The organism is Parapedobacter sp. GCM10030251, assembly GCF_042666505.1.
Taxonomy (GTDB): Bacteria; Bacteroidota; Bacteroidia; order Sphingobacteriales; family Sphingobacteriaceae; genus Parapedobacter.
Genome location: NZ_JBHTDN010000001.1, coordinates 88,688 through 107,067, shown reverse-complemented (window position 1 = coordinate 107,067; position 18,380 = coordinate 88,688). Strand labels below are relative to the sequence as shown.

20 protein-coding genes are annotated in these 18,380 nt (G+C 51.3%); 7 read left to right on the top strand and 13 right to left on the bottom strand.

Going from position 1 to position 18,380, the window contains the following annotated elements; genetic code table 11:
• Nucleotides 1–7 precede the first annotated feature (7 nt).
• Nucleotides 8–253 carry an Ada metal-binding domain-containing protein gene (locus tag ACFQRK_RS00530; protein ID WP_379002567.1) on the top strand — a complete coding sequence of 82 codons (246 nt, stop codon included), beginning with the start codon at nucleotides 8–10 and terminating at the stop codon, nucleotides 251–253.
• Nucleotides 240–881 carry an alpha-ketoglutarate-dependent dioxygenase AlkB family protein gene (locus tag ACFQRK_RS00525; RefSeq protein ID WP_379002564.1) on the top strand — a complete coding sequence of 214 codons (642 nt, stop codon included), beginning with the start codon at nucleotides 240–242 and terminating at the stop codon, nucleotides 879–881. Before ACFQRK_RS00530 ends, ACFQRK_RS00525 begins: the two co-directional genes overlap by 14 nt.
• Here ACFQRK_RS00525 and ACFQRK_RS00520 read toward each other — a convergent pair.
• Nucleotides 872–1,762, bottom strand: a complete 891-nt coding sequence (locus tag ACFQRK_RS00520) for an aminoglycoside 6-adenylyltransferase (RefSeq protein ID WP_379002562.1) — start codon at nucleotides 1,760–1,762, stop codon at nucleotides 872–874. The genes ACFQRK_RS00525 and ACFQRK_RS00520 overlap by 10 nt on opposite strands.
• A gap of 19 nt (nucleotides 1,763–1,781) precedes the next feature.
• The gene (locus ACFQRK_RS00515) at nucleotides 1,782–2,768 is read right to left on the bottom strand and encodes a GlxA family transcriptional regulator (protein ID WP_379002560.1); all 987 of its coding nucleotides are present in this window, start codon (nucleotides 2,766–2,768) and stop codon (nucleotides 1,782–1,784) included.
• A 137-nt stretch (nucleotides 2,769–2,905) separates the two neighbouring features.
• Between ACFQRK_RS00515 and ACFQRK_RS00510 the strand changes: the two genes are divergently transcribed.
• A complete protein-coding gene (locus ACFQRK_RS00510) occupies nucleotides 2,906–3,352 on the top strand; it encodes an SRPBCC domain-containing protein (RefSeq protein WP_379002558.1) in 447 nt (148 codons plus the stop codon).
• 26 nt (nucleotides 3,353–3,378) lie between these two features.
• Here the strand turns inward: ACFQRK_RS00510 and ACFQRK_RS00505 are convergent, their stop codons facing one another.
• From ACFQRK_RS00505 to ACFQRK_RS00455, 11 genes are all read right to left on the bottom strand, one after another.
• Nucleotides 3,379–5,100: an ATP-binding protein gene (locus tag ACFQRK_RS00505; protein ID WP_379002555.1), complete on the bottom strand. Its 1,722-nt coding sequence runs from the start codon at nucleotides 5,098–5,100 to the stop codon at nucleotides 3,379–3,381.
• Complete coding sequence (locus ACFQRK_RS00500) at nucleotides 5,097–6,221, bottom strand: sensor protein KdpD (RefSeq protein WP_379002554.1); 1,125 nt, start codon at nucleotides 6,219–6,221, stop codon at nucleotides 5,097–5,099. The genes ACFQRK_RS00505 and ACFQRK_RS00500 overlap by 4 nt, the downstream gene beginning before the upstream one ends.
• 78 nt (nucleotides 6,222–6,299) lie before the next feature.
• Entirely contained in the window at nucleotides 6,300–7,382 is a 1,083-nt protein-coding gene (locus ACFQRK_RS00495; RefSeq protein WP_379002551.1) for a porin, read from the bottom strand.
• A gap of 31 nt (nucleotides 7,383–7,413) precedes the next feature.
• Complete coding sequence (locus ACFQRK_RS00490; protein WP_379002550.1) at nucleotides 7,414–7,974, bottom strand: K(+)-transporting ATPase subunit C; 561 nt, start codon at nucleotides 7,972–7,974, stop codon at nucleotides 7,414–7,416.
• An 88-nt stretch (nucleotides 7,975–8,062) separates the two neighbouring features.
• Complete coding sequence (gene kdpB, locus ACFQRK_RS00485) at nucleotides 8,063–10,090, bottom strand: potassium-transporting ATPase subunit KdpB (RefSeq protein ID WP_379002548.1); 2,028 nt, start codon at nucleotides 10,088–10,090, stop codon at nucleotides 8,063–8,065.
• A 15-nt stretch (nucleotides 10,091–10,105) separates the two neighbouring features.
• The gene (gene kdpA, locus ACFQRK_RS00480) at nucleotides 10,106–11,794 is read right to left on the bottom strand and encodes a potassium-transporting ATPase subunit KdpA (RefSeq protein ID WP_379002546.1); all 1,689 of its coding nucleotides are present in this window, start codon (nucleotides 11,792–11,794) and stop codon (nucleotides 10,106–10,108) included.
• Between the two features lie 5 nt (nucleotides 11,795–11,799).
• Complete coding sequence (locus ACFQRK_RS00475) at nucleotides 11,800–11,877, bottom strand: potassium-transporting ATPase subunit F (protein ID WP_379004629.1); 78 nt, start codon at nucleotides 11,875–11,877, stop codon at nucleotides 11,800–11,802.
• A 293-nt stretch (nucleotides 11,878–12,170) separates the two neighbouring features.
• Nucleotides 12,171–13,520: a sigma-54-dependent transcriptional regulator gene (locus tag ACFQRK_RS00470; protein WP_379002545.1), complete on the bottom strand. Its 1,350-nt coding sequence runs from the start codon at nucleotides 13,518–13,520 to the stop codon at nucleotides 12,171–12,173.
• Between the two features lie 109 nt (nucleotides 13,521–13,629).
• Nucleotides 13,630–14,349 carry an NAD(P)-dependent oxidoreductase gene (locus ACFQRK_RS00465; RefSeq protein WP_379002543.1) on the bottom strand — a complete coding sequence of 240 codons (720 nt, stop codon included), beginning with the start codon at nucleotides 14,347–14,349 and terminating at the stop codon, nucleotides 13,630–13,632.
• Nucleotides 14,350–14,362: 13 nt separating this feature from the next.
• Entirely contained in the window at nucleotides 14,363–15,088 is a 726-nt protein-coding gene (locus tag ACFQRK_RS00460; protein ID WP_379002541.1) for a hypothetical protein, read from the bottom strand.
• Nucleotides 15,089–15,105: 17 nt separating this feature from the next.
• A complete protein-coding gene (locus ACFQRK_RS00455) occupies nucleotides 15,106–15,825 on the bottom strand; it encodes a hypothetical protein (protein WP_379002540.1) in 720 nt (239 codons plus the stop codon).
• A 216-nt stretch (nucleotides 15,826–16,041) separates the two neighbouring features.
• On the opposite strand from ACFQRK_RS00455, the gene ACFQRK_RS00450 reads away from it, so the two are divergent.
• From ACFQRK_RS00450 to arsB, 4 genes are read left to right on the top strand one after another with little or no spacing between them, the layout of a single operon-like run.
• Nucleotides 16,042–16,374: an ArsR/SmtB family transcription factor gene (locus ACFQRK_RS00450; protein ID WP_379002538.1), complete on the top strand. Its 333-nt coding sequence runs from the start codon at nucleotides 16,042–16,044 to the stop codon at nucleotides 16,372–16,374.
• Nucleotides 16,375–16,421: 47 nt separating this feature from the next.
• Complete coding sequence (locus ACFQRK_RS00445; protein ID WP_379002536.1) at nucleotides 16,422–16,862, top strand: DUF6428 family protein; 441 nt, start codon at nucleotides 16,422–16,424, stop codon at nucleotides 16,860–16,862.
• Nucleotides 16,863–16,870: 8 nt separating this feature from the next.
• Nucleotides 16,871–17,299 (top strand): arsenate reductase ArsC, encoded by a 429-nt coding sequence (locus tag ACFQRK_RS00440; protein ID WP_379002534.1) that lies wholly within the window; start codon nucleotides 16,871–16,873, stop codon nucleotides 17,297–17,299.
• Nucleotides 17,296–18,354 (top strand): ACR3 family arsenite efflux transporter, encoded by a 1,059-nt coding sequence (gene arsB / locus ACFQRK_RS00435; RefSeq protein ID WP_379002533.1) that lies wholly within the window; start codon nucleotides 17,296–17,298, stop codon nucleotides 18,352–18,354. The genes ACFQRK_RS00440 and arsB overlap by 4 nt, the downstream gene beginning before the upstream one ends.
• The last annotated feature ends 26 nt before the right edge of the window (nucleotides 18,355–18,380 follow it).

Sequence of the window (18,380 nt, the reverse complement as noted above, 5' to 3'; positions counted from 1 at the left end):
TGGTAAAATGGTCGCACATGCAGAACTATCGGACGCCGTGTTAAGAAGTAAAATCAGAAACCAAGAGATTTGCTTCGGAGGAAACAAAATACTCAAAATTTATGGTTTACTAAACTGTACGTCAGGCAAACGGATGAAGAAAGCACACCGAGTGTTCTTTGCTACAGAACAAGAAGCACGGCAAAACAACTTTCGCCCTTGTTACCGCTGTCTGAAAGAACGTTATAAAAACTGGAAAGATGGACTTATTTAATCAAAAGATCGATCCACACAAAAATTGGCTTCCTTACCAGGGAACCGTCAATTATTTCGGCAGGTTGCTTGCCCGAGAGCAAGCGGATTTTTACCTACATAGGCTATTGGAGACCATTGAATGGCGGAATGACGAAGCCGTCATCTTCAGAAAGAAAATTGTTACCAAACGAAAAGTGGCTTGGTATGGCGAAAAGCCCTACGCATACACCTACTCGAATACCACCAAATATGCATTACCCTGGACCGAAGATCTATTAGCGTTAAAAGCACTAACGGAAAAAGAAACCGGAGAAACCTTTAACTCCTGCCTGCTCAACCTGTATCACAACGGAGACGAAGGAATGGCCTGGCATAGCGATGGCGAAGCCGACCTGAAAAAAGACGGTGCCATTGCGTCTTTAAGTCTCGGCGCGGAGCGCAAATTTGCCTTTAAACACAAACAAACCGGTGAGAAAGTAACGCTTACATTGGAGCACGGAAGCCTGTTGGTTATGAAAGATACCACGCAAACCTTTTGGCTACATAGGCTTCCGCCCAGTAAAAAGATTGTGAAGCCGAGGGTCAACCTGACCTTCAGAACCATCGTTATCCCTCGCCCTGGAGCGCATGTAGCCACTCAGCCGTAAATGCGAACCGCCTCCTTCGGCAACTGCTGTACGTGGGCAATGTATCCCGTTACCTTTCGGTCCCAGTCCAGGCGATAGCTGTAGCCTAATTTTTCCGATACATAGCCGGCCCAGTCCCTGAATAATTCAATGGTTGCCCACACCGCCCGCCAGGTGTCTGTCAAATCGCCACGCGAATACGTAGCCAGCAACCGGCTATAGGCTTCCGGCTGCAGGTATCGCTGGTAATATTTCCCGAACTTACCCGGATTGACCGCAAACCCATACTGACAGCCGATGTACCAGTCGGCCATTTGCATCAACGCACCGCGAATCACCTGATTCAACAATTCGTTCACCCATATCAACTCCTCGCGCCACAGGCCTTTTGCCAATCCCGCGTTGGTATACCAAAATTCGTTGCAGCAATCTTCGAATGAGCGTGCCGAAGGTTTTTGCACCCAATACCCCCTGTCACTGGCAGGTGGTAACGGCGCGCGCGTAAATAAGCCCTTTTTATCCCATAGGACCTTGCACAGACTATCTCCGGTAAAATGGCTCAGTTTTTCCAGCGGCACCAAGGTCAGGTCAATCCGGTTGCCGTCGGTAAACTGCAGCAAATATGAAAAAGCGCCCGCCAATTCCGGTGTCGGCGGATAAAGCTCCATGTCCTCAGGCATTTGCAGGATCATAAGCTCGCCGAATACCTCTACCCAGGCAGGATTGGCAAGGAACGGTCCAAGGTGTTCAACTACGTAAATTATATCATAATCCTGGAATATGTCCTTCGTTACATTCGGATTAGACCGCGATCCATCCTGCAATACAGCCAATATCCCTGAATCCTTTGCCGCAACTTCCAAAATTATTTCCAGTATCTGGGCTTCGCTCCTGCTAACCATTTTAATTATTTGTTACAAATTAAACAGCTTCCTTGTTGTATCGATTCCGGTATTCCAACGGCGACATACCGGTAATTTTCCGGAACACCTCCCGGAATGCCTTTACATCCGAGTACCCCACCTCATACATTACTTCATTAACAGTCTTACGGGTAGTTTCAAACGCCTTTTTAGCCGATTCGATTTTGACACGTTGCAGGTATTCAAGCGGCGTATTGCCGGTAGCTTTCACAAACCGCCTATCAAAGTTTCTCCGTCCGACGGCAAATCGCTTCGAAAGGTCTTCCACCGATATCTTTTCACAGAAATGATCTTCAAGATACTGCTGGGCATTTTTCACCACATCATCGCCGTGAGTCTTTTGCCCGGTGAATATGGCGAAAGCCGATTGCGTTTGCCGGTCGAGCTCGATCTGAAAAATCTTTGAACAATAAATTGCCGTCTCCCGGTCGTAGTATTTTTCAACCAAGTATAACAGCAAATTCAAAAACGAATAGCCTCCGCCATTGGTATAGATACCCCGTTCGTCGGTGATCAATTTTTCCGTTTTCAGCTGTATATTTGGAAATAACGCCCTAAAATGATTTGCCGAATTCCAATGGATGGAACAACTCCGCTTTTCCAGCAGTCCCGATGATGCCAAGATAAAGGCTCCGGTACACATGCTGGCCACCTCGGCTCCATTTTTATATTGCTGGCGCAGCCATTCGATCAATAACCTATTGCCATGCATGGCTTGCTCAAACGCCGGTGTGATGGAAGGGATGAGGATCAGGTCTGTCTTCTGCAACGAGGCGATGTTCACCTGAGGCTTGAAGGTCAGTAGTCCACCGATGAACGTCGATTCGTCGGCTACGCCAGCCGTCTCAATCGTAAACAACGGTTCTTTTCCCTGTTTTTGCCGATATTCATTGGCGCCCGTAAATACCTGGTAAGCACCAACGATACAGGCAATCGTACTGTTAGCGGTTTGCACGTCGGGCACTAAAATGGTTACGTGTTTCATCGATACTATGCTTTATACAAACTTAGGGAATTCCGACGTCCGAATCAACCCATCATAATGTCCATTTCACACCTACCAGCGGGGGCGTATTTGTCAATACCTTTGATGAAACGATTCATTTATCAAAATTTCACATCATGGAAAATCAAGATTTCAAAAAGAGCATCTGCCACAGGTTGCTTATCGAAGCGCCGGCTGAACAAGTCTATGCTGCCCTCACCACGCAAGAAGGCCTAGCCGGTTGGTGGACCCCGGAGACGGTGGCCAAACCGGAAGTAGACAGCATGTTGCGTTTTTCTTTCGGCCCTGACTACTTCAAAGAAATGCAGGTAGTGGCATTGATCCCATACAGCAGGGTAGAATGGCGATGTCTCAAAGCATCCGAAGAGTGGATAGGCACCACGCTGACCTTCGAGCTGGAACCGCACACCAAAGGGACCGTACTATTCTTCCGCCACGACGGATGGGCCGCATATACCAAGGAATTTGCCTCGTGCACGTACGATTGGGCGCTCTTTTTCCGGAGCCTCAAATTTCTGTGTGAAACCGGAAAGGGATTTCCGTACCCTGGGTTTAACAAATAGCTTGAGCGGCCCTATGGACAACCGCCTCAACAAGGCAGCTCAAAGAAGAAGGTGCTTCCCAGTCCCGGTTCGCTTTCTACGCCGATCCTGCCGCCCTGGTTTTCAATAAACTCCTTGCTGATGGCCAGTCCGAGACCCGTACCGGATTTATTGCTTCCCGGTACCTGGAAATACCGGTCGAAGATGCGATCGCGGTAACGTGGTTCAATCCCCCTGCCCGCATCCTGGACGGAAAACCGGAGTACTCCGGCACCTTTCCGGACGGCAATAACGACGCGTCCGTTATCCGGCGAATAGCGGATGGCATTGGTAATAAAATTGGTTAATACCCAAGCCGATTTCTCAGCGTCGATGTTCATCATGGGCAAATCGGAATCACAATCCACTACCAGATCGATGCCCCGTTGCACTGCCTGGGTTCTAGTGGCGCCCACCGTATACGTGATGATGGCCTTCGGATCGCTCGGCTGCATATTAAGCTGGATATGCCCGCTCTCCAGGCGCGACATATCCAGTAGCTCGCCTGTGATCCGCAAAAGTCGCTCGCTGTCCTCCCGTATGCTATCCACCAGTACGTGCTGCTCCCCATTGAGGGTGCCGGTAGCCGGGTGTTCCAGCAGATCGAGGCTCATCTTAATGGACGAAATCGGCGTTTTCAGTTCGTGTGAAACCGTGGCGATGAAATTGGTTTTGGCCGAATCCAGTTCCTTGAACGGCGTGATATTCCGCAGCAGGATAACCGAACCGATACGCCGGGATTGCCGTTCGCCGGTGGGCGTGATGTCAATATCGATGGTCTCCCGTTCGAAATAACTCTCTTTCCCATGAGCAAAGACCTTAATCGGATCCCTGTCTTCCCGGTTATCCCGCCCGGTCGGCTCTCTGACCAACGTGCGTATCAGATCGTTTTCAACAGCGAGCTCAGCAACCGGACTTCCAACCAGTTCCGATTTACCCAATCCCGTCACGTTCACCGCCTCATGGTTGGCAAACAGCACCGTTCCGTGCTCATCTGTCCCGATCACGGGGTCATGCATGTTATCAATCAGGGTTTCTATACGCCTTTTCTCCATCAGCAATTTCTCCAGCTTGCTGTTGGCGTATTCTTCCAGCTTCTGGGCCATCGTGTTAAACGACCGGGCCAGCTCCCCAAATTCGCTATGGCCTTCGAAGTGTACCCGTTCGTCGTAATGCTGGTCAGCGATCTGCTTAATGCTTTCGGTAAGCTCCTTGATCGGATTGGCGATGTTTCCCGGCAGGTTCACCAGCAGGATGAATGCGATGAGGAAACAACCAGCGCCGGTGACCGATATCCAGATAGTGGCCGACTCCGCCGTTTCTTTGGCTATTTCACTCTTGCGCACAATCGCGTCCATGTTCAGCCGCGTCAGTTCAGCGATATCCCTCCGTATTTCGGCATGGATGGCACTATCTATGGGATCGCTTTTCAACACGTTGAAATCAGCGACGATCTTTCGCGTCACTTCCCCCTCGCCGACCTCCGTCTGATTGCTTATCTGCCGCTTGAGGTTGGACTCGAAACGGGAAAGCGCACTGGTGTCCCGGCCGACATCATCTAAGGCCATCAGCATATTTCGGGAATACTCCAGGGTATTATAGTTAGCGGTGAGGATATTATCCGTATCGCTTTTCAGGTTGTTTATATAAAAGGTACTCACTGCGGCCAGCAGGACGATAAGGACAAACAGTGCCCCGACACCGAATGTCAGTTTGGTTTTTGTCTTCATGACAGCATAATTAAATCAATATCCGTTTCTGCCAGTTTATTCAGCAGTCGGTTGAACACGCCGGTCGAAAGGATCACCCGTAGCAACGTCACCCGTGGCTTACCGATACAAACCGTGGTGATGTTCATCTTGATCGCTTGTTCAATGATAGCGGCAGGAATACTATTGCGCTGGACCTGAATCACCTCGCCGCCCCATTGAGTGGCCATTTTAAAGTTATTGATCAGCATACGTTGTTTATCGAGTGCAATCCTATCCAACCGCTCCCGGGGCGTCTGTACATACAACACATACCAATCCCCGCTGTAATAACTTGCGATACGGGCTGTTTTACGGATAATGTGCTTGGCTTTCTCCGCATCACTCCCAATACACGCCAGGAAACGCTCGTGCCGGAAAGCCTCGTTCCGATGCACTTCGTGATCCACTTTTCTTACCACGTGGCCGGCCACTTCCTTCAGCGCCAGTTCGCGGAGTTGCAGAATGTGTTCGCTCTTGAAGAAATTGTCCAGCGCGGTCTGTATCTTATCCTGCTGGTAAATCTTTCCTTCCTTCAACCGCGTAATCAAATCTTCGGCCGTAAGATCAATATTGACGATCTCGTCGGCCATGGCAATCACTTTGTCGGGTATGCGCTCCCTGACATCGACGCCCGTAATGGCCTTTACCTCTTCATTCAGGCTCTCAATGTGCTGAATGTTGACCGCGCTGATCACGGTAATGCCGGCCTCCAGGATTTCGATTACATCCTGCCAGCGTTTTTCGTTTTTGCTGCCCTCGATATTCGTGTGCGCCAATTCGTCCACAACAACCACCTCCGGATGCAGGTTGATCACGGCCTGCACATCCAGTTCGGTCAGTTGTCTTCCCTTATAGAATATGTTCCTTCGCGGAACGACCGGTAGCCCCTCGACGAGCGTGGACGTCTCGGCCCGGCCGTGGGTCTCGATATAGCCAATCTTCACGTCAATCCCATTGCGCAGCAACGTATGGGCCTCCTGGAGCATGCGGTACGTCTTTCCGACGCCGGCGCTCATGCCGATGTAGATCTTGAATTTGCCCAATCTCGATTTCTTGATGAGATCGAGGAAATGATCCGCCGATTTTCGGTCTTCTTCCATTGTCAGGTAGCTTGTATACGTTATCCCAAAGGTAGCATTTTGCGCCTTTGGGATACCAAGAATTAGTTAACTGTTAAATCAAAAAGAGACGGCAAGTGCAGTGATGGCAACGGTACTGTATCCGGTTGCCGGGCCATCGCGCTTAGTGAAAACAGCCTCCTTGCTGCTCAGGTTGCGTACCTCTGTCCGCCAAACCAGGTTGGACAGGATATGGTAATCCACATTCAGGGAATAACCCCACGTCTGGAATCCGGAAGACGTCCCCGTAGCGATCAAAACGCCATCTTTGTCCTGATAGTATTCTCCACGCGCCGTCAGACTGAATTTATCGGTGGGCGCGTATTTTGCCAGCAGCACCGGTGTATACCACGTATGATATTCGTCGCTGCCTTTTTCCTTTTGCTCCATGCCCATGTCGAAACCAGCGGTGATACCAAACTGATCGCTCACTTGGAATAGCGCATAGAAATTATGGAAATACCGCATCCGGCGGGTGCTATCAGGCCTGTCGTTACCGATAAACGAGCCGCTGTTCAAGGTAATGCGATCCGTGGGCTTAAACGTCACCTGATGGCCGAAAGCCGGGGTTGTATTGCCGTCTACTCGCTGGATCCGCTGCCACCCGTTCAGGTACAGCGCGGCGAGGTACCATTTCCCGTTGGGACTGTTATAGCCCAGCCGCGCTCCCGTTTCGAAATAGGGTGAGTTTTCGGCAGATAAGCTGCGGGTCACCGTCCAGTTATCTTTACCTACAGCGCTTTCGAAACCGAGGTGCGACGGGAGGACGCCCGCATCTAACCAGAGGTCGTGCGTGCGGGAAAGCTTCACACCCACGTTGGCCTCGTAAAGGTTCTTCAACACGTCCGGCTCAGCGGAATAGTTGGCATTCATGTAAGTTCCCGCAGCGACGGCCAGGTTTACGCGAACGCGGTCCTGGTTGAGGCTTGCTTTGATAAAAACCAGGTTGAGCGCTACCTCGCCTGTCCGGTTGTGACTGTATACAAACTCCGGTCGGGTGTTGTTCAGCGGACGGTTGAAATCCTGCTGATAATAGGCCTCCGCATACCCGCTGATGGTCAGTGTATTCTCTGCGCGGTCCTGCGCAAAGGCACAGGTGGTGGCAAGCAATGCAACAGCATTGCAATAAGCAATCTTAATCATATGTAAGGGAAGTTATCTACGTATTTGAAAATTAATCCAATGCATCAAGCGCTAAATTCAATTTCAGCACATTGATTTTCTCGGGGCCCATCACGCCCAAAAAGGGCTGTTCGATCTGTTCCGAAATGAGTGCTTCCAGTTGATCGGCTGGCAGGTTGCGGGCGGCTGCAATGCGTTTCACCTGCACGCGCGCCGCCTTCGGCGAGATGTGCGGATCCAGGCCACTGGCACTGGCGGTCACGAGTTCCACGGGGATTTCCGATTTGCTCACCTCCGGATTGTGCACCAAAAAGGTGTCGATCCGCGCCTGCACAACAGCGAGGTATTCTTCGTTGGAGGGCCCTTTATTGCTGGCGCCCGAACCAGCTGCATTGTAGTCAACCATAGAAGGCCGCGAATTGAAATAACGATCGGCTGTAAAAGCTTGCCCGATATTGGCATAATATTTCTTTCCATTCGCGCTAATAACCTGTCCCTTGCCATTATTCGGCGCCAGTTGCGCAATACCAAGTAAGACCAGCGGATAGCACACCGCAAAAGCCACCAAGGTCACGAGGGTAAGTTTGATGGCCGGTAAAAGATGTGTTTTCATTCGAAATAATATATTTTTTTAAGCTTTTGGAACCTGCCTTACACCGCCTTTCACGTAAGACGCTGACAGGGAAGGTTTCCCGATCAAATTAAATGAATAGTGACACCACGATATCGATGGCCTTAATACCAATAAACGGCACAATAACACCGCCAAGGCCATAAATAAACAAGTTCCTGCGTAGCAATGCCGAAGCGCCGATGGGCTTATAAGCCACACCTTTCAGCGCCAGCGGAATCAACAACGGGATGATGATCGCATTGAAGATTACCGCCGATAAGATTGCACTTTCGGGGCTACTCAGGTTCATGACATTCAGCTTCTGCAAAGCCGGAATCGCGGTAATGAATAACGCCGGGATAATGGCAAAGTACTTGGCCACGTCATTGGCGATGGAGAAAGTAGTGAGCGTTCCGCGCGTCATCAGCAGCTGCTTACCGATCTCCACCACCTCAATCAACTTGGTGGGGTCGTTATCCAGGTCCACCATGTTGCCCGCTTCCTTGGCGGCTTGTGTACCGCTGTTCATAGCCACCCCCACATCCGCCTGGGCCAATGCAGGTGCATCATTCGTACCGTCGCCCATCATTGCTATCAACCGGCCTCCGGCCTGTTCCTTCTTAATGTAATTCATCTTGTCTTCCGGCTTAGCCTCTGCGATGAAATCATCCACACCCGCTTTCTCGGCAATGTTTCTAGCGGTCAACGGATTGTCGCCCGTCACCATGACGGTCTTGATGCCCATTTTACGGAGCCGCTCAAACCGCTCCCGGATGCCGGGCTTAATGACGTCCTGCAATTCGACGACGCCAATGGCCTGCTCATTTTCGGAGACGACCAACGGGGTGCCGCCGTCGCTGGATATCGCTTTTACCCGTTCTTCGATTTCGCCGGGGAAATTGTTGCCCGCCTGCTGTACCATACGGCGGATGGCGTCGGTAGCGCCTTTACGGATGCGTGTACCTTCAAAATCGATCCCTGAACTGCGGGTCTCTGCTGAAAATTGGATGAAACGGGGTGATTGCACGCCGTATGTTGCCGGATTCACACCAGCCAGTTCAACGATGGATTTGCCTTCGGGGGTATCATCTGCCATGGAACTCAGGGCGGCGGCACGGATAAAACGTTGTTTGTCCACCCCATTCACGGGATGGAAATTCGTTGCCTTCCGGTTACCGATGGTAATGGTACCGGTCTTGTCGAGCAGGAGCACGTCGATGTCACCGGCGGTTTCAACCGCTTTACCGGATTTGGTAATGACATTTGCCCGCAATGCACGGTCCATCCCCGCAATTCCGATTGCCGAAAGCAACCCCCCGATGGTAGTTGGTATCAGGCAGACAAAGAGCGAAATGAACGCCGCGATGGTAATTGGCGTATCGGCGTAATCAGCGAATGGCTTCAGCGTGACCGTTACAATAATGAACACCAGGGTAAAGCCTGCCAGCAGGATGGTCAATGCGATCTCATTTGGTGTTTTTTGGCGACTGGCACCTTCAACCAGTGCAATCATCTTGTCCAGAAAGCTTTCACCCGGCTGGGTGGTTACCCGCACATGGATTTTGTCGGATAGCACTTTGGTGCCGCCCGTAACGCTGCTCTTGTCGCCGCCAGCCTCCCGGATAACCGGTGCAGACTCCCCGGTAATGGCGCTTTCATCGATGGTGGCCATCCCCTCAATGATCTCGCCATCCGAGGGGATGATATCACCTGCTTCGCAGCATACAATGTCGCCTTTTTTGAGTTTAGGGGAAAATACCTTTTGGTATTTTCCTTTCTCTATAAATAACTTGGCAGGTGTCTCCTCTCTTGTCTTCCGCAGGCTATCGGCCTGCGCCTTTCCCCGTGCCTCGGCGATGGCTTCGGCAAAATTGGCAAAAAGCAACGTGATGAACAGGATCAAAAAGATGGCGAGGTTATAGCCGAAGCTCCCCTGCGTTGCCCCGCCCGTCAAGGTCCACAAGGTCACGGCGAGCATCACTGCCGTTCCGATTTCGACGGTGAACATAACCGGGTTACGGAACATGATCCTGGGATTGAGTTTAACGAACGACTGCCTGAGCGCCTCCTGTACCAAATCCCCCTGAAACAGTGATTGATTATGTGTGGTTTTCATGTTATTAGCTAAGTATTAGTACAACGAAAAATGTTCGGCTATGGGTCCGAGCGCCAGAGCCGGGAAAAAGGTCAATGCAGCAATGATGACAATGACCGAAAAGACCATCAGGCCAAAGGTTGACGTATCCGCCTTCAGCGTACCCGCGCTCTCAGGGACAAACTTCTTGCTCGCCATTAAGCCGGCAATCGCCACCGGGCCGATAATGGGTATAAACCGATTGATGATCAAATTAAAGCCTGTGGTTATGTTCCACCAGGGCGTATTGTCGCCCAACCCTTCAAAGCCGCTCCCGTTATTCGCCGATGCCGATGTATACTCGTACAGCATCTCGCTGAAACCGTGGAATCCGGGGTTGTTGAGCGTCGGGAGCGTCAATCCAGGCACTGCAGCGGCCAATGCCGTACCGACAAGAATCATAAAAGGATGGATCAAGGCAATGATGATGGCAATTTTCACTTCACGTGCTTCGATTTTCTTGCCAAGGAACTCCGGTGTACGGCCGACCATCAGCCCGCTGATAAAGACCGCGATAATGATGAAGACGAAAAAGTTAAGTATACCGACACCGACACCACCATAAAAGCAGTTTATAATCATCGCCAGCAATTCATTCATACCGGATAAAGGCATGGTACTATCATGCATGGAGTTGACCGAACCCGTCGAGATAACCGTGGTAGCGATGCTCCAAAAGCCGGACGCGGCTGCACCGATCCGCGTCTCCTTGCCTTCCATGGCCCCGCTGCTCATGTCGATGCCCATCCGTTCGATCGCAGGGTTACCCCGCATTTCGAGTGCGACATTCGGAATCGCCAATGCCAGGAAGCCCACTGTCATCACCCCGAAAATCATCCACGATAATTTTCGGCGATTCAGGTAATAACCCAGTGCAAGGACCATCGCCAGTGGGATGATCAACTGCGCAAACAGTTCAACCACGTTCGTCAGGTAGTCCGGATTTTCCAGCGGGTGCGCAGAGTTGGTCCCAAAGAAACCGCCGCCATTCGTACCCACGTGCTTGATAGCCACGAATCCAGCAGCCGGCCCTGTAGACACGCTTACCGTGTCGCCCTGCAAGGTGATCATGCGGTCTTTTCCATCGAAGGTCATCGGCGTTCCACGGAAGATAAGGATTATGGCTACCACCAACGCAACCGGCAGCAGGATGCGGGTGCAGGATTTCACGAAATAATCGTAAAAGTTACCCAGTCTTTTCGTAGTCGTCCCCTTCAGGGCGTTGAATAGCACCGCGGCCGCGGCCATACCGGTAGCCGCACTGACAAATTGCAGGAACATCAGGTACATTTGCCCGAGGTAGCTGATCCCCGTTTCGCCCGAATAGTGCTGCAGGTTGCAGTTCACCAAGAACGAAATCGCGGTATTGAAGGCCTGGTCAGCCGTCATGCCCGGGTTGCCGTCCGGATTCAGCGGCAGCCAGCCCATGTTCATCAGGATGAACATGCCGACGAGAAACCAAAGCAGATTGATGGTCAGCAAGGCCTTTAGGTTTACCTTCCAATGCATTTCAATCGTCGGATCGATACCGCTGATCCGGTAAAGCAGCCGCTCCAGCGGTGTAAAGACCGGGTCCAGCCACGTCCGCTGTCCGCCGTAGACCCGCGCGATGTATCGGCCGAGCGGGATGGCCAACGCCACCGTACCGGCAAACACGATGATAACTCCAAATAGTTCCGTATTCATGTAGATTAAAATTTTTCAGGTTTCAGCATTACATAGACGATGTAAACGAAAACCAGGATAGCCAGAATAAATAATGCAATCATCTTTGATGGATATAATGTTAAACTAGATGCGTTCGAAAGCGTCTACTGCCTTGAAGAAAAGCGCAAAGCATGCTAGCCCCGCGATGATTAAAATTGTTGTGACCATACGTGTGAATTCCTTTCATTTGATGTGTTATTGTTTTTTTGATTCCGGTGGATACCAACGGCATTCCAAAATTGACAACAAAACAACAACAAACTGAAATACAGCACAATACAAGCAAAAAACACAGATATAGGCACAAAAAAAGCCTATCAAAATGATAGGCTCCGTTATCAATATGGAAAGAATCTCAAAGGTTGTACGCCTCGATCTTCCGATAAAGCGTAGCGATACCGATTTCAAGTAACCGGGCAGCCTCGGCTTTGTTGCCACCCGTGTAGTTCAGTACGTTCTGGATATGTGCCTTCTCGGCATTTGCCATGGAAAACGCCGCAATTGGTTGGCCTTGGTGTGGCTGTACGGGATGGTTGAACTCATAAGGCAAGCTGTCCGTATCGAGTACGTCCCCTTCGGCCAGGATCACGCTTCGTTCGATGACATTTTTCAGTTCCCGGATATTGCCCTTCCACCGATGCCGTTTCAGCGCTTCGATGTACTGCCAGGTAAGTGCCGGACACGGTTTATTCATCCGTTCGGCCGACAGCTCCGCAAAAAATTCGGCCAGCGGGCCGATGTCCTCAATCCGTTCACGTAATGCAGGCAAGGATATGATAAACACAGAAAGCCGATAGTACAGGTCGTTTCGGAAATTCCCCGATTCCGTTTCTTTCTCCAGATCGCGATTGGTAGCCGCGATGATGCGGACATCCGACCGTACCGGCTTCGTCTCGCCCACCCGGAGAAACTCGCCCGTTTCCAGTACGCGCAGCAGCTTGGCCTGCAATTCGATGGGAAGCTCTCCAACCTCATCCAGAAATAGCGTACCGGTGTTCGCCTCCTCAAAAAGTCCCTTTTTATCTTTGGTTGCCCCGGTAAATGCACCCTCCCGATGGCCGAACAGCTCGCTCTCCAGCAAATCCTTGCTAAACGTAGCGCAATTCAATGCAACGAACGGCTTGGCTTTCCGATTGCTCGCCTGATGGATAGCTTGGGCGAATACTTCCTTGCCGGTGCCTGTTTCGCCGAGCAGCAACACGGTGGTATCCGTCTGTGCCACTTTCTTCCCGAGGTCAATCGCTGCTTGAAGCACCTTCGATTTTCCGATCATGCTATCAAACGAATATTTCCTTCCCACCTGTTGTTCCAGCTGATGTACCCGCTTCGACAGCTGTACCTTCTCAAAAGCCCGATGAATCAAAGGTAGGATCCGGTTATGGTCATCCCCTTTGGTTATGTAATCAAATGCACCATTTTTGATGGCCTGTACACCATCGGGAATGTTTCCATAGGCTGTCAGGAGAATGGTTTCTGCCAACGGCTGTTTCTCCCGGATTTCCCGGATGAAGTCAACCCCGTTTCCATCGGGTAGCTTCACGTCGCAGACCACCACATCAAAATCCGCACGCGACAGCTTAAGCCGCGCCGATTTCAGGCTATCGGCCTGTTCGACCTCAAACCCCTCCCCATTGACCCCGATAATCCGAGCCATCAGGCCCCGTAGTTTTTCCTCGTCGTCGATTAATAGAATACGCTTTGACATCCTCAATGCACGCTTGGTACTTTCGGTCGCACGGAATCGCATATCCGCAGCCGGCAACCGTTATGGAAAAGTGGAGAATTTTAGAAGATTATGGTAACAACGCGCCCATTCATTTGTTGTAAATCACCGGCATTTGTCCCTCCCACCGACGCCACATCGCCTCGTCTGTCATCAATCCGGCCATAAAATGCGCGACATTGACGCGACTGGTTTTGCCCGGATTAAGAATTGCGCTTCGGATGGGCGATGGGTAGCACGTATATTCAGACACCGCTCCCTCGTCGATCAAACTGTCAGGACGCACCACCACCCATGAAACGAACGAATGCGGTTGCCCAATGGTTGCTCTCAGGTAATCTGCCGCATTTTCATTGTCGGCATGCGGGGGAACCAATGCCCGCAGTAAGTTGATAACAACCTTTTGTATAAAGGGAATGTGCTCAACCAAATCCCGATTACGGTTCCCAACGGTATTCATCAAGACAAATTTGATCCGGCTTTCCGGTTTGTTGGCGCTGATGGTTTCGCAGAGTAACCGAACCGCATCGGTTACAAGCCTCCTCGGTTTCCCGAAAATTCCCTTGAAAGACATCGTGTGCCCCAGACAGGATGCTACGGCCTGGCAGTCCTTGAGGTAACCGGCCAGTTCATCGACACCCATTTTCGTAACATCGGATCTGATTAACGTGATGTGCGCATTCTCGGCCCACGAATCCGGTACGTTGCCGGTCGGGCGGACAATTGCCTTCACACGGTGTCCGGCTCCGATCAGCTGTTCAACCAGCAGCTTCCCGGTCGCGCCGCTTGCCCCGACAATCAGTGATGTCATCGCTGTCGGCTAGCTAATTAATCCCCCGATGGCGCACGATGCCAATAAAATACGGGGTATTTTCGCCGCCATCGCCCGTTAGGAATACCGTCAGATAATCACCAGGATCCAATGCTACGCCCGTGCGCCTGGCCAGCTGTTCACCCTGCTCATTCCGAATGGTTAACACGTGCGTTCCCGTATTCGTGGTCGGTATAAATTCCTCCCCCGCTTTGCCGGTTTCCGGTGTTTCGGTCGGCCGATCACGGAAAGCCGCAATCGGTTCGGCCTCCGCGATGTGCAACGTCACGCGGTGGGCGGTCTCGGCCAGGTTAAAAAAGCGGACGCCAGCGATCGCTGCCGGGTCATCCGTATCTTCCGGTACGTGATCCTCCGTAAGAAAATGCTGCGGCGTGGCCTCAGTACCAAACAAGAAAGAAGTATAGTAGGTATTTTCCCGCAGGGCAAAAGCCGTATCCACCACCCGGGCCAACTCATTGGATGAAATGATCTCCAGTTTGCAATTATCGCAGCTGGGCACCGTATAATAATCCACACCCCGATAGCCCTGCCCTTGGTTCATTTGCTGAAATCCACGTCCGACGTCCAATCGATGCAATACCGCCTGTGCTTCCAGAAACGAATTCACAATCGTAAATCCGGAGAGAACTTCCGGTTGAGGCTCTTCGTCCTTTATGCAGCCCGCTAGTAAGGCTACCCCTAAAAAAAGGGCAAAAGGCACGTTTCTTTTTCTTTTCATAACCGACTTATAAGAGGTTAATTAACCCATTGCCGCACCACCCCGACATAGAAGGTAGTCGGATCCCGTTCATCACCCGTAAGGAAAACGCTTGTATAGCTGCCTGCAGGCAGGTCAACCGTACCCTGTCGCGTTGCCACCGTCTCTCCCTCTTCATCTACTACACTTATCGCATAGGTACCGATGGCCACCTGCGTAAATGCCTCCCCGGCTTTGCCGGTCTGGGCCGTTTCCAAGGGCCGGTTGCGGAAGGCGGCCGCGGGCTCGATATCACCGATACGGAGAGTTACCCGATGGTCCGAATTTGCCAGGTTAAAAAATCGAACCGCCGCGATGGCGCGGGGGTCGTCCACGCCTTCCGGTATCCGATCTTCGGTAATAAAATGCCGCGGAGCATCGTGCGTACCGTATACAATGGAAGAATAATACACGCTATCCCGTACGGTGAAGGTCGTGTCCACAAGCCGGTTATCCTGATACGTCGAATAGATTTCCAACCGGCGACTCTCCCCGGGATAGTATACAGGCCATTGCGGTCCATAGCTCCGGTATGGAAGTGGATCCAGCCCCTGTATCGCATTTCGGTTAACGTAGTAATAGGCTGCCTCGGCCTCGACAAACGTGTTGACAAACGTCAGACCACCCACTTGCTCGGGCTGCGGATCAGTTCCCCGTAAACAACTGCCAAGCAGCGCGACACTGGCCACAAAGGCAACAATCAAGCTCAATTTTTTCATATAGATACTAACGTGTGGCAGCGGACAAATGCTACACCTCCTTTTTCGGTTGGTGTTCCCTATATCTTCTGCTAGCCTATTGTTTAAAAATGGTGGTTTCTATTCTGTGATAGTTAATTTACAAAAAGTACGCACAAAAGTTTGCAATACACGTCAGATTCTTACCCCAAAAAAAATTTGCGCGCGTGGACAAATAATCGTAATATTGCGATCGAAATGGGTGCATCAAAAACAAGTTTGTTTACGGCCGAGCAGAATGACCTTGCCAATATGGCCAAGGCGCTGGCGCATCCCGCGCGCATTGCCATCCTGCAATATCTCGTCAGGAAAAATGCCTGCGTGTGCGGGGATTTGGTAGAAGAGTTGGGACTGGCCCAGGCCACCACTTCGCAGCACCTGAAAGAATTAAAGAACGCGGGCCTCATTCAGGGGACGATTGAGGGTGTAAGCGTATGCTATTGCATCGATCCGCATACGTGGAACAAGTACCGTGAAATATTCGGTGCATTCCTTACGGAAGCTACCCTTGACGGCAGCCGTTGCTGCTGATTTTTTTTGAACTAATTAATCGTAATATTACAATAAATAGAAATACAATGAAACTATCCGAAGTAAAAAATGTACTGCCGCACCTAGATCAGGTAACGTTCCAGTTGGAAAGCGGCGCGTATGTCCCCGAACATTTCCACGTAACAGAGGTAGGAATGGTGACCAGACATTTCGTCGACTGCGGCGGAACCATCCGCAGCGAAAAGGCAGTGAACTTCCAGCTTTGGGATGCAAATGATTATGCACACCGCTTAAAGCCGGGCAAACTGCTTAACATTATCAACCTATCGAAAGAAAAATTGGGCCTCGGCGATTTCGAAGTAGAAGTAGAATACCAGGCAGACACCATCGGCCGGTACCGATTGGCATTCAACGGCCACAACTTTGTGCTCCAGAACATGGCTACGGCTTGTCTTGCACAGGATGCCTGCGGTGTACCCGCGCAAAAGGCAGCATGTTGTACCCCCGATTCCGGAACCTGTAACTAAGACACCAGATGGAACAAAAGAAAATACTCGTGCTTTGCACCGGAAACAGCTGCCGAAGCCAGATTGCCGAAGGATATCTGCGTCGCTTCGCCGCGGGCGACGCGGAGGTATACAGCGCAGGTGTGGAAACCCATGGGGTCAATCCACGCGCCATAGCCATCATGGCAGAAGACGGGATCGACCTTTCTCGGCACACGTCCAACCATGTCGACGAATACCGGGATATTGCCTTTGACTACGTCATTACGGTATGTGATCACGCCAACGAGCGCTGCCCCTTTTTTCCGACAAGGGCGCAACGGTTCCATCAGAATTTCCCCGATCCGGCGAAGGCATCGGGTACAGAAGCCGAGGTCATGGCACAGTTCCGGGCGGTCCGCGAGCAGATCAAGACCTATGCATCGAATTTTATCCGGCAGCACATTTCCGCACAATGAGCGCAACGGACTGCAACCCGACGATCCGCGGCAAACGCCTCGGCTTTCTTGATCGGTACCTAACGCTATGGATTTTCCTTGCCATGGCGTTAGGTGTAGGCATCGGATATTCCGTTCCCGCCGTGCCAGACTTCGTCCAATCGCTTTCTTCCGGCACAACCAACGTGCCACTCGCAATCGGGCTGATTCTCATGATGTACCCACCGTTTGCAAAGGTTCGCTATGGGCAGTTGGGACAGGTCTTCCGGAACACAAAGGTACTGGGTGCGTCGTTACTGTTGAACTGGGTGATTGGCCCGGTATTGATGTTCGTACTAGCCTTGCTGTTTTTGCATGACTATCCGGAATACATGGTGGGACTCATCCTCATCGGCTTGGCCCGCTGCATCGCCATGGTCATCGTATGGAACGAACTAGCGGGAGGTAACCGCGAATATGCTGCCGGACTAGTCGCCTTAAACAGCATCTTTCAGGTGGTGCTGTATGGTGCGTACGCCTACGTCTTTATAACCGTCCTACCGCCCGTTTTTAATTACGATGGGCTTGCCATAAACATCACCATCGGACAGATTGCCGAAAGCGTAGCCATCTACTTGGGCATCCCCTTTTTAGTGGGTATCATTAGCCGCCATTTGCTCATCCGGGCGAAAGGCGAGGAATGGTATCAGCAGCGGTTCATCCCTTTTATTTCGCCAATTACACTGGTCGCGCTCCTGTTTACGATCGTGGTTATGTTCAGTTTGAAAGGCGACCTGATTGTGCAGCTTCCACTGGATGTCCTGCGGATCGCCTTGCCACTGGCAATTTACTTTGCCGTCATGTTTTTGATCAGCTTCTTTGTGGGAAGATCATTGGGCGCAGACTATTCACAGAACGCAGCCATTTCTTTTACCGCTGCGGGCAATAACTTCGAATTGGCCATAGCAGTAGCCATCGGCGTGTTCGGTATTCACTCCGGCCAAGCGTTTGCGGGCGTCATCGGCCCGTTGGTAGAAGTTCCTGCGCTGATTTCATTGGTCAACGTGGCATTTTGGCTGCGTAGGCGTTTCTATTGAGGGAACGCTTCTACGCAGCCTTTGCC

What these genes read in the sequence shown, in the direction of transcription:
- ACFQRK_RS00530 (WP_379002567.1), top strand. Translation starts at nt 8, where the DNA reads ATGGTCGCACATGCAGAACTATCGGACGCCGTGTTAAGAAGTAAAATC.
- ACFQRK_RS00525 (WP_379002564.1), top strand. Translation starts at nt 240, where the DNA reads ATGGACTTATTTAATCAAAAGATCGATCCACACAAAAATTGGCTTCCT.
- ACFQRK_RS00520 (WP_379002562.1), bottom strand. Translation starts at nt 1,762, where the DNA reads ATGGTTAGCAGGAGCGAAGCCCAGATACTGGAAATAATTTTGGAAGTT.
- ACFQRK_RS00515 (WP_379002560.1), bottom strand. Translation starts at nt 2,768, where the DNA reads ATGAAACACGTAACCATTTTAGTGCCCGACGTGCAAACCGCTAACAGT.
- ACFQRK_RS00510 (WP_379002558.1), top strand. Translation starts at nt 2,906, where the DNA reads ATGGAAAATCAAGATTTCAAAAAGAGCATCTGCCACAGGTTGCTTATC.
- ACFQRK_RS00505 (WP_379002555.1), bottom strand. Translation starts at nt 5,100, where the DNA reads ATGAAGACAAAAACCAAACTGACATTCGGTGTCGGGGCACTGTTTGTC.
- ACFQRK_RS00500 (WP_379002554.1), bottom strand. Translation starts at nt 6,221, where the DNA reads ATGGAAGAAGACCGAAAATCGGCGGATCATTTCCTCGATCTCATCAAG.
- ACFQRK_RS00495 (WP_379002551.1), bottom strand. Translation starts at nt 7,382, where the DNA reads ATGATTAAGATTGCTTATTGCAATGCTGTTGCATTGCTTGCCACCACC.
- ACFQRK_RS00490 (WP_379002550.1), bottom strand. Translation starts at nt 7,974, where the DNA reads ATGAAAACACATCTTTTACCGGCCATCAAACTTACCCTCGTGACCTTG.
- kdpB (WP_379002548.1), bottom strand. Translation starts at nt 10,090, where the DNA reads ATGAAAACCACACATAATCAATCACTGTTTCAGGGGGATTTGGTACAG.
- kdpA (WP_379002546.1), bottom strand. Translation starts at nt 11,794, where the DNA reads ATGAATACGGAACTATTTGGAGTTATCATCGTGTTTGCCGGTACGGTG.
- ACFQRK_RS00475 (WP_379004629.1), bottom strand. Translation starts at nt 11,877, where the DNA reads ATGATTGCATTATTTATTCTGGCTATCCTGGTTTTCGTTTACATCGTC.
- ACFQRK_RS00470 (WP_379002545.1), bottom strand. Translation starts at nt 13,520, where the DNA reads ATGTCAAAGCGTATTCTATTAATCGACGACGAGGAAAAACTACGGGGC.
- ACFQRK_RS00465 (WP_379002543.1), bottom strand. Translation starts at nt 14,349, where the DNA reads ATGACATCACTGATTGTCGGGGCAAGCGGCGCGACCGGGAAGCTGCTG.
- ACFQRK_RS00460 (WP_379002541.1), bottom strand. Translation starts at nt 15,088, where the DNA reads ATGAAAAGAAAAAGAAACGTGCCTTTTGCCCTTTTTTTAGGGGTAGCC.
- ACFQRK_RS00455 (WP_379002540.1), bottom strand. Translation starts at nt 15,825, where the DNA reads ATGAAAAAATTGAGCTTGATTGTTGCCTTTGTGGCCAGTGTCGCGCTG.
- ACFQRK_RS00450 (WP_379002538.1), top strand. Translation starts at nt 16,042, where the DNA reads ATGGGTGCATCAAAAACAAGTTTGTTTACGGCCGAGCAGAATGACCTT.
- ACFQRK_RS00445 (WP_379002536.1), top strand. Translation starts at nt 16,422, where the DNA reads ATGAAACTATCCGAAGTAAAAAATGTACTGCCGCACCTAGATCAGGTA.
- ACFQRK_RS00440 (WP_379002534.1), top strand. Translation starts at nt 16,871, where the DNA reads ATGGAACAAAAGAAAATACTCGTGCTTTGCACCGGAAACAGCTGCCGA.
- arsB (WP_379002533.1), top strand. Translation starts at nt 17,296, where the DNA reads ATGAGCGCAACGGACTGCAACCCGACGATCCGCGGCAAACGCCTCGGC.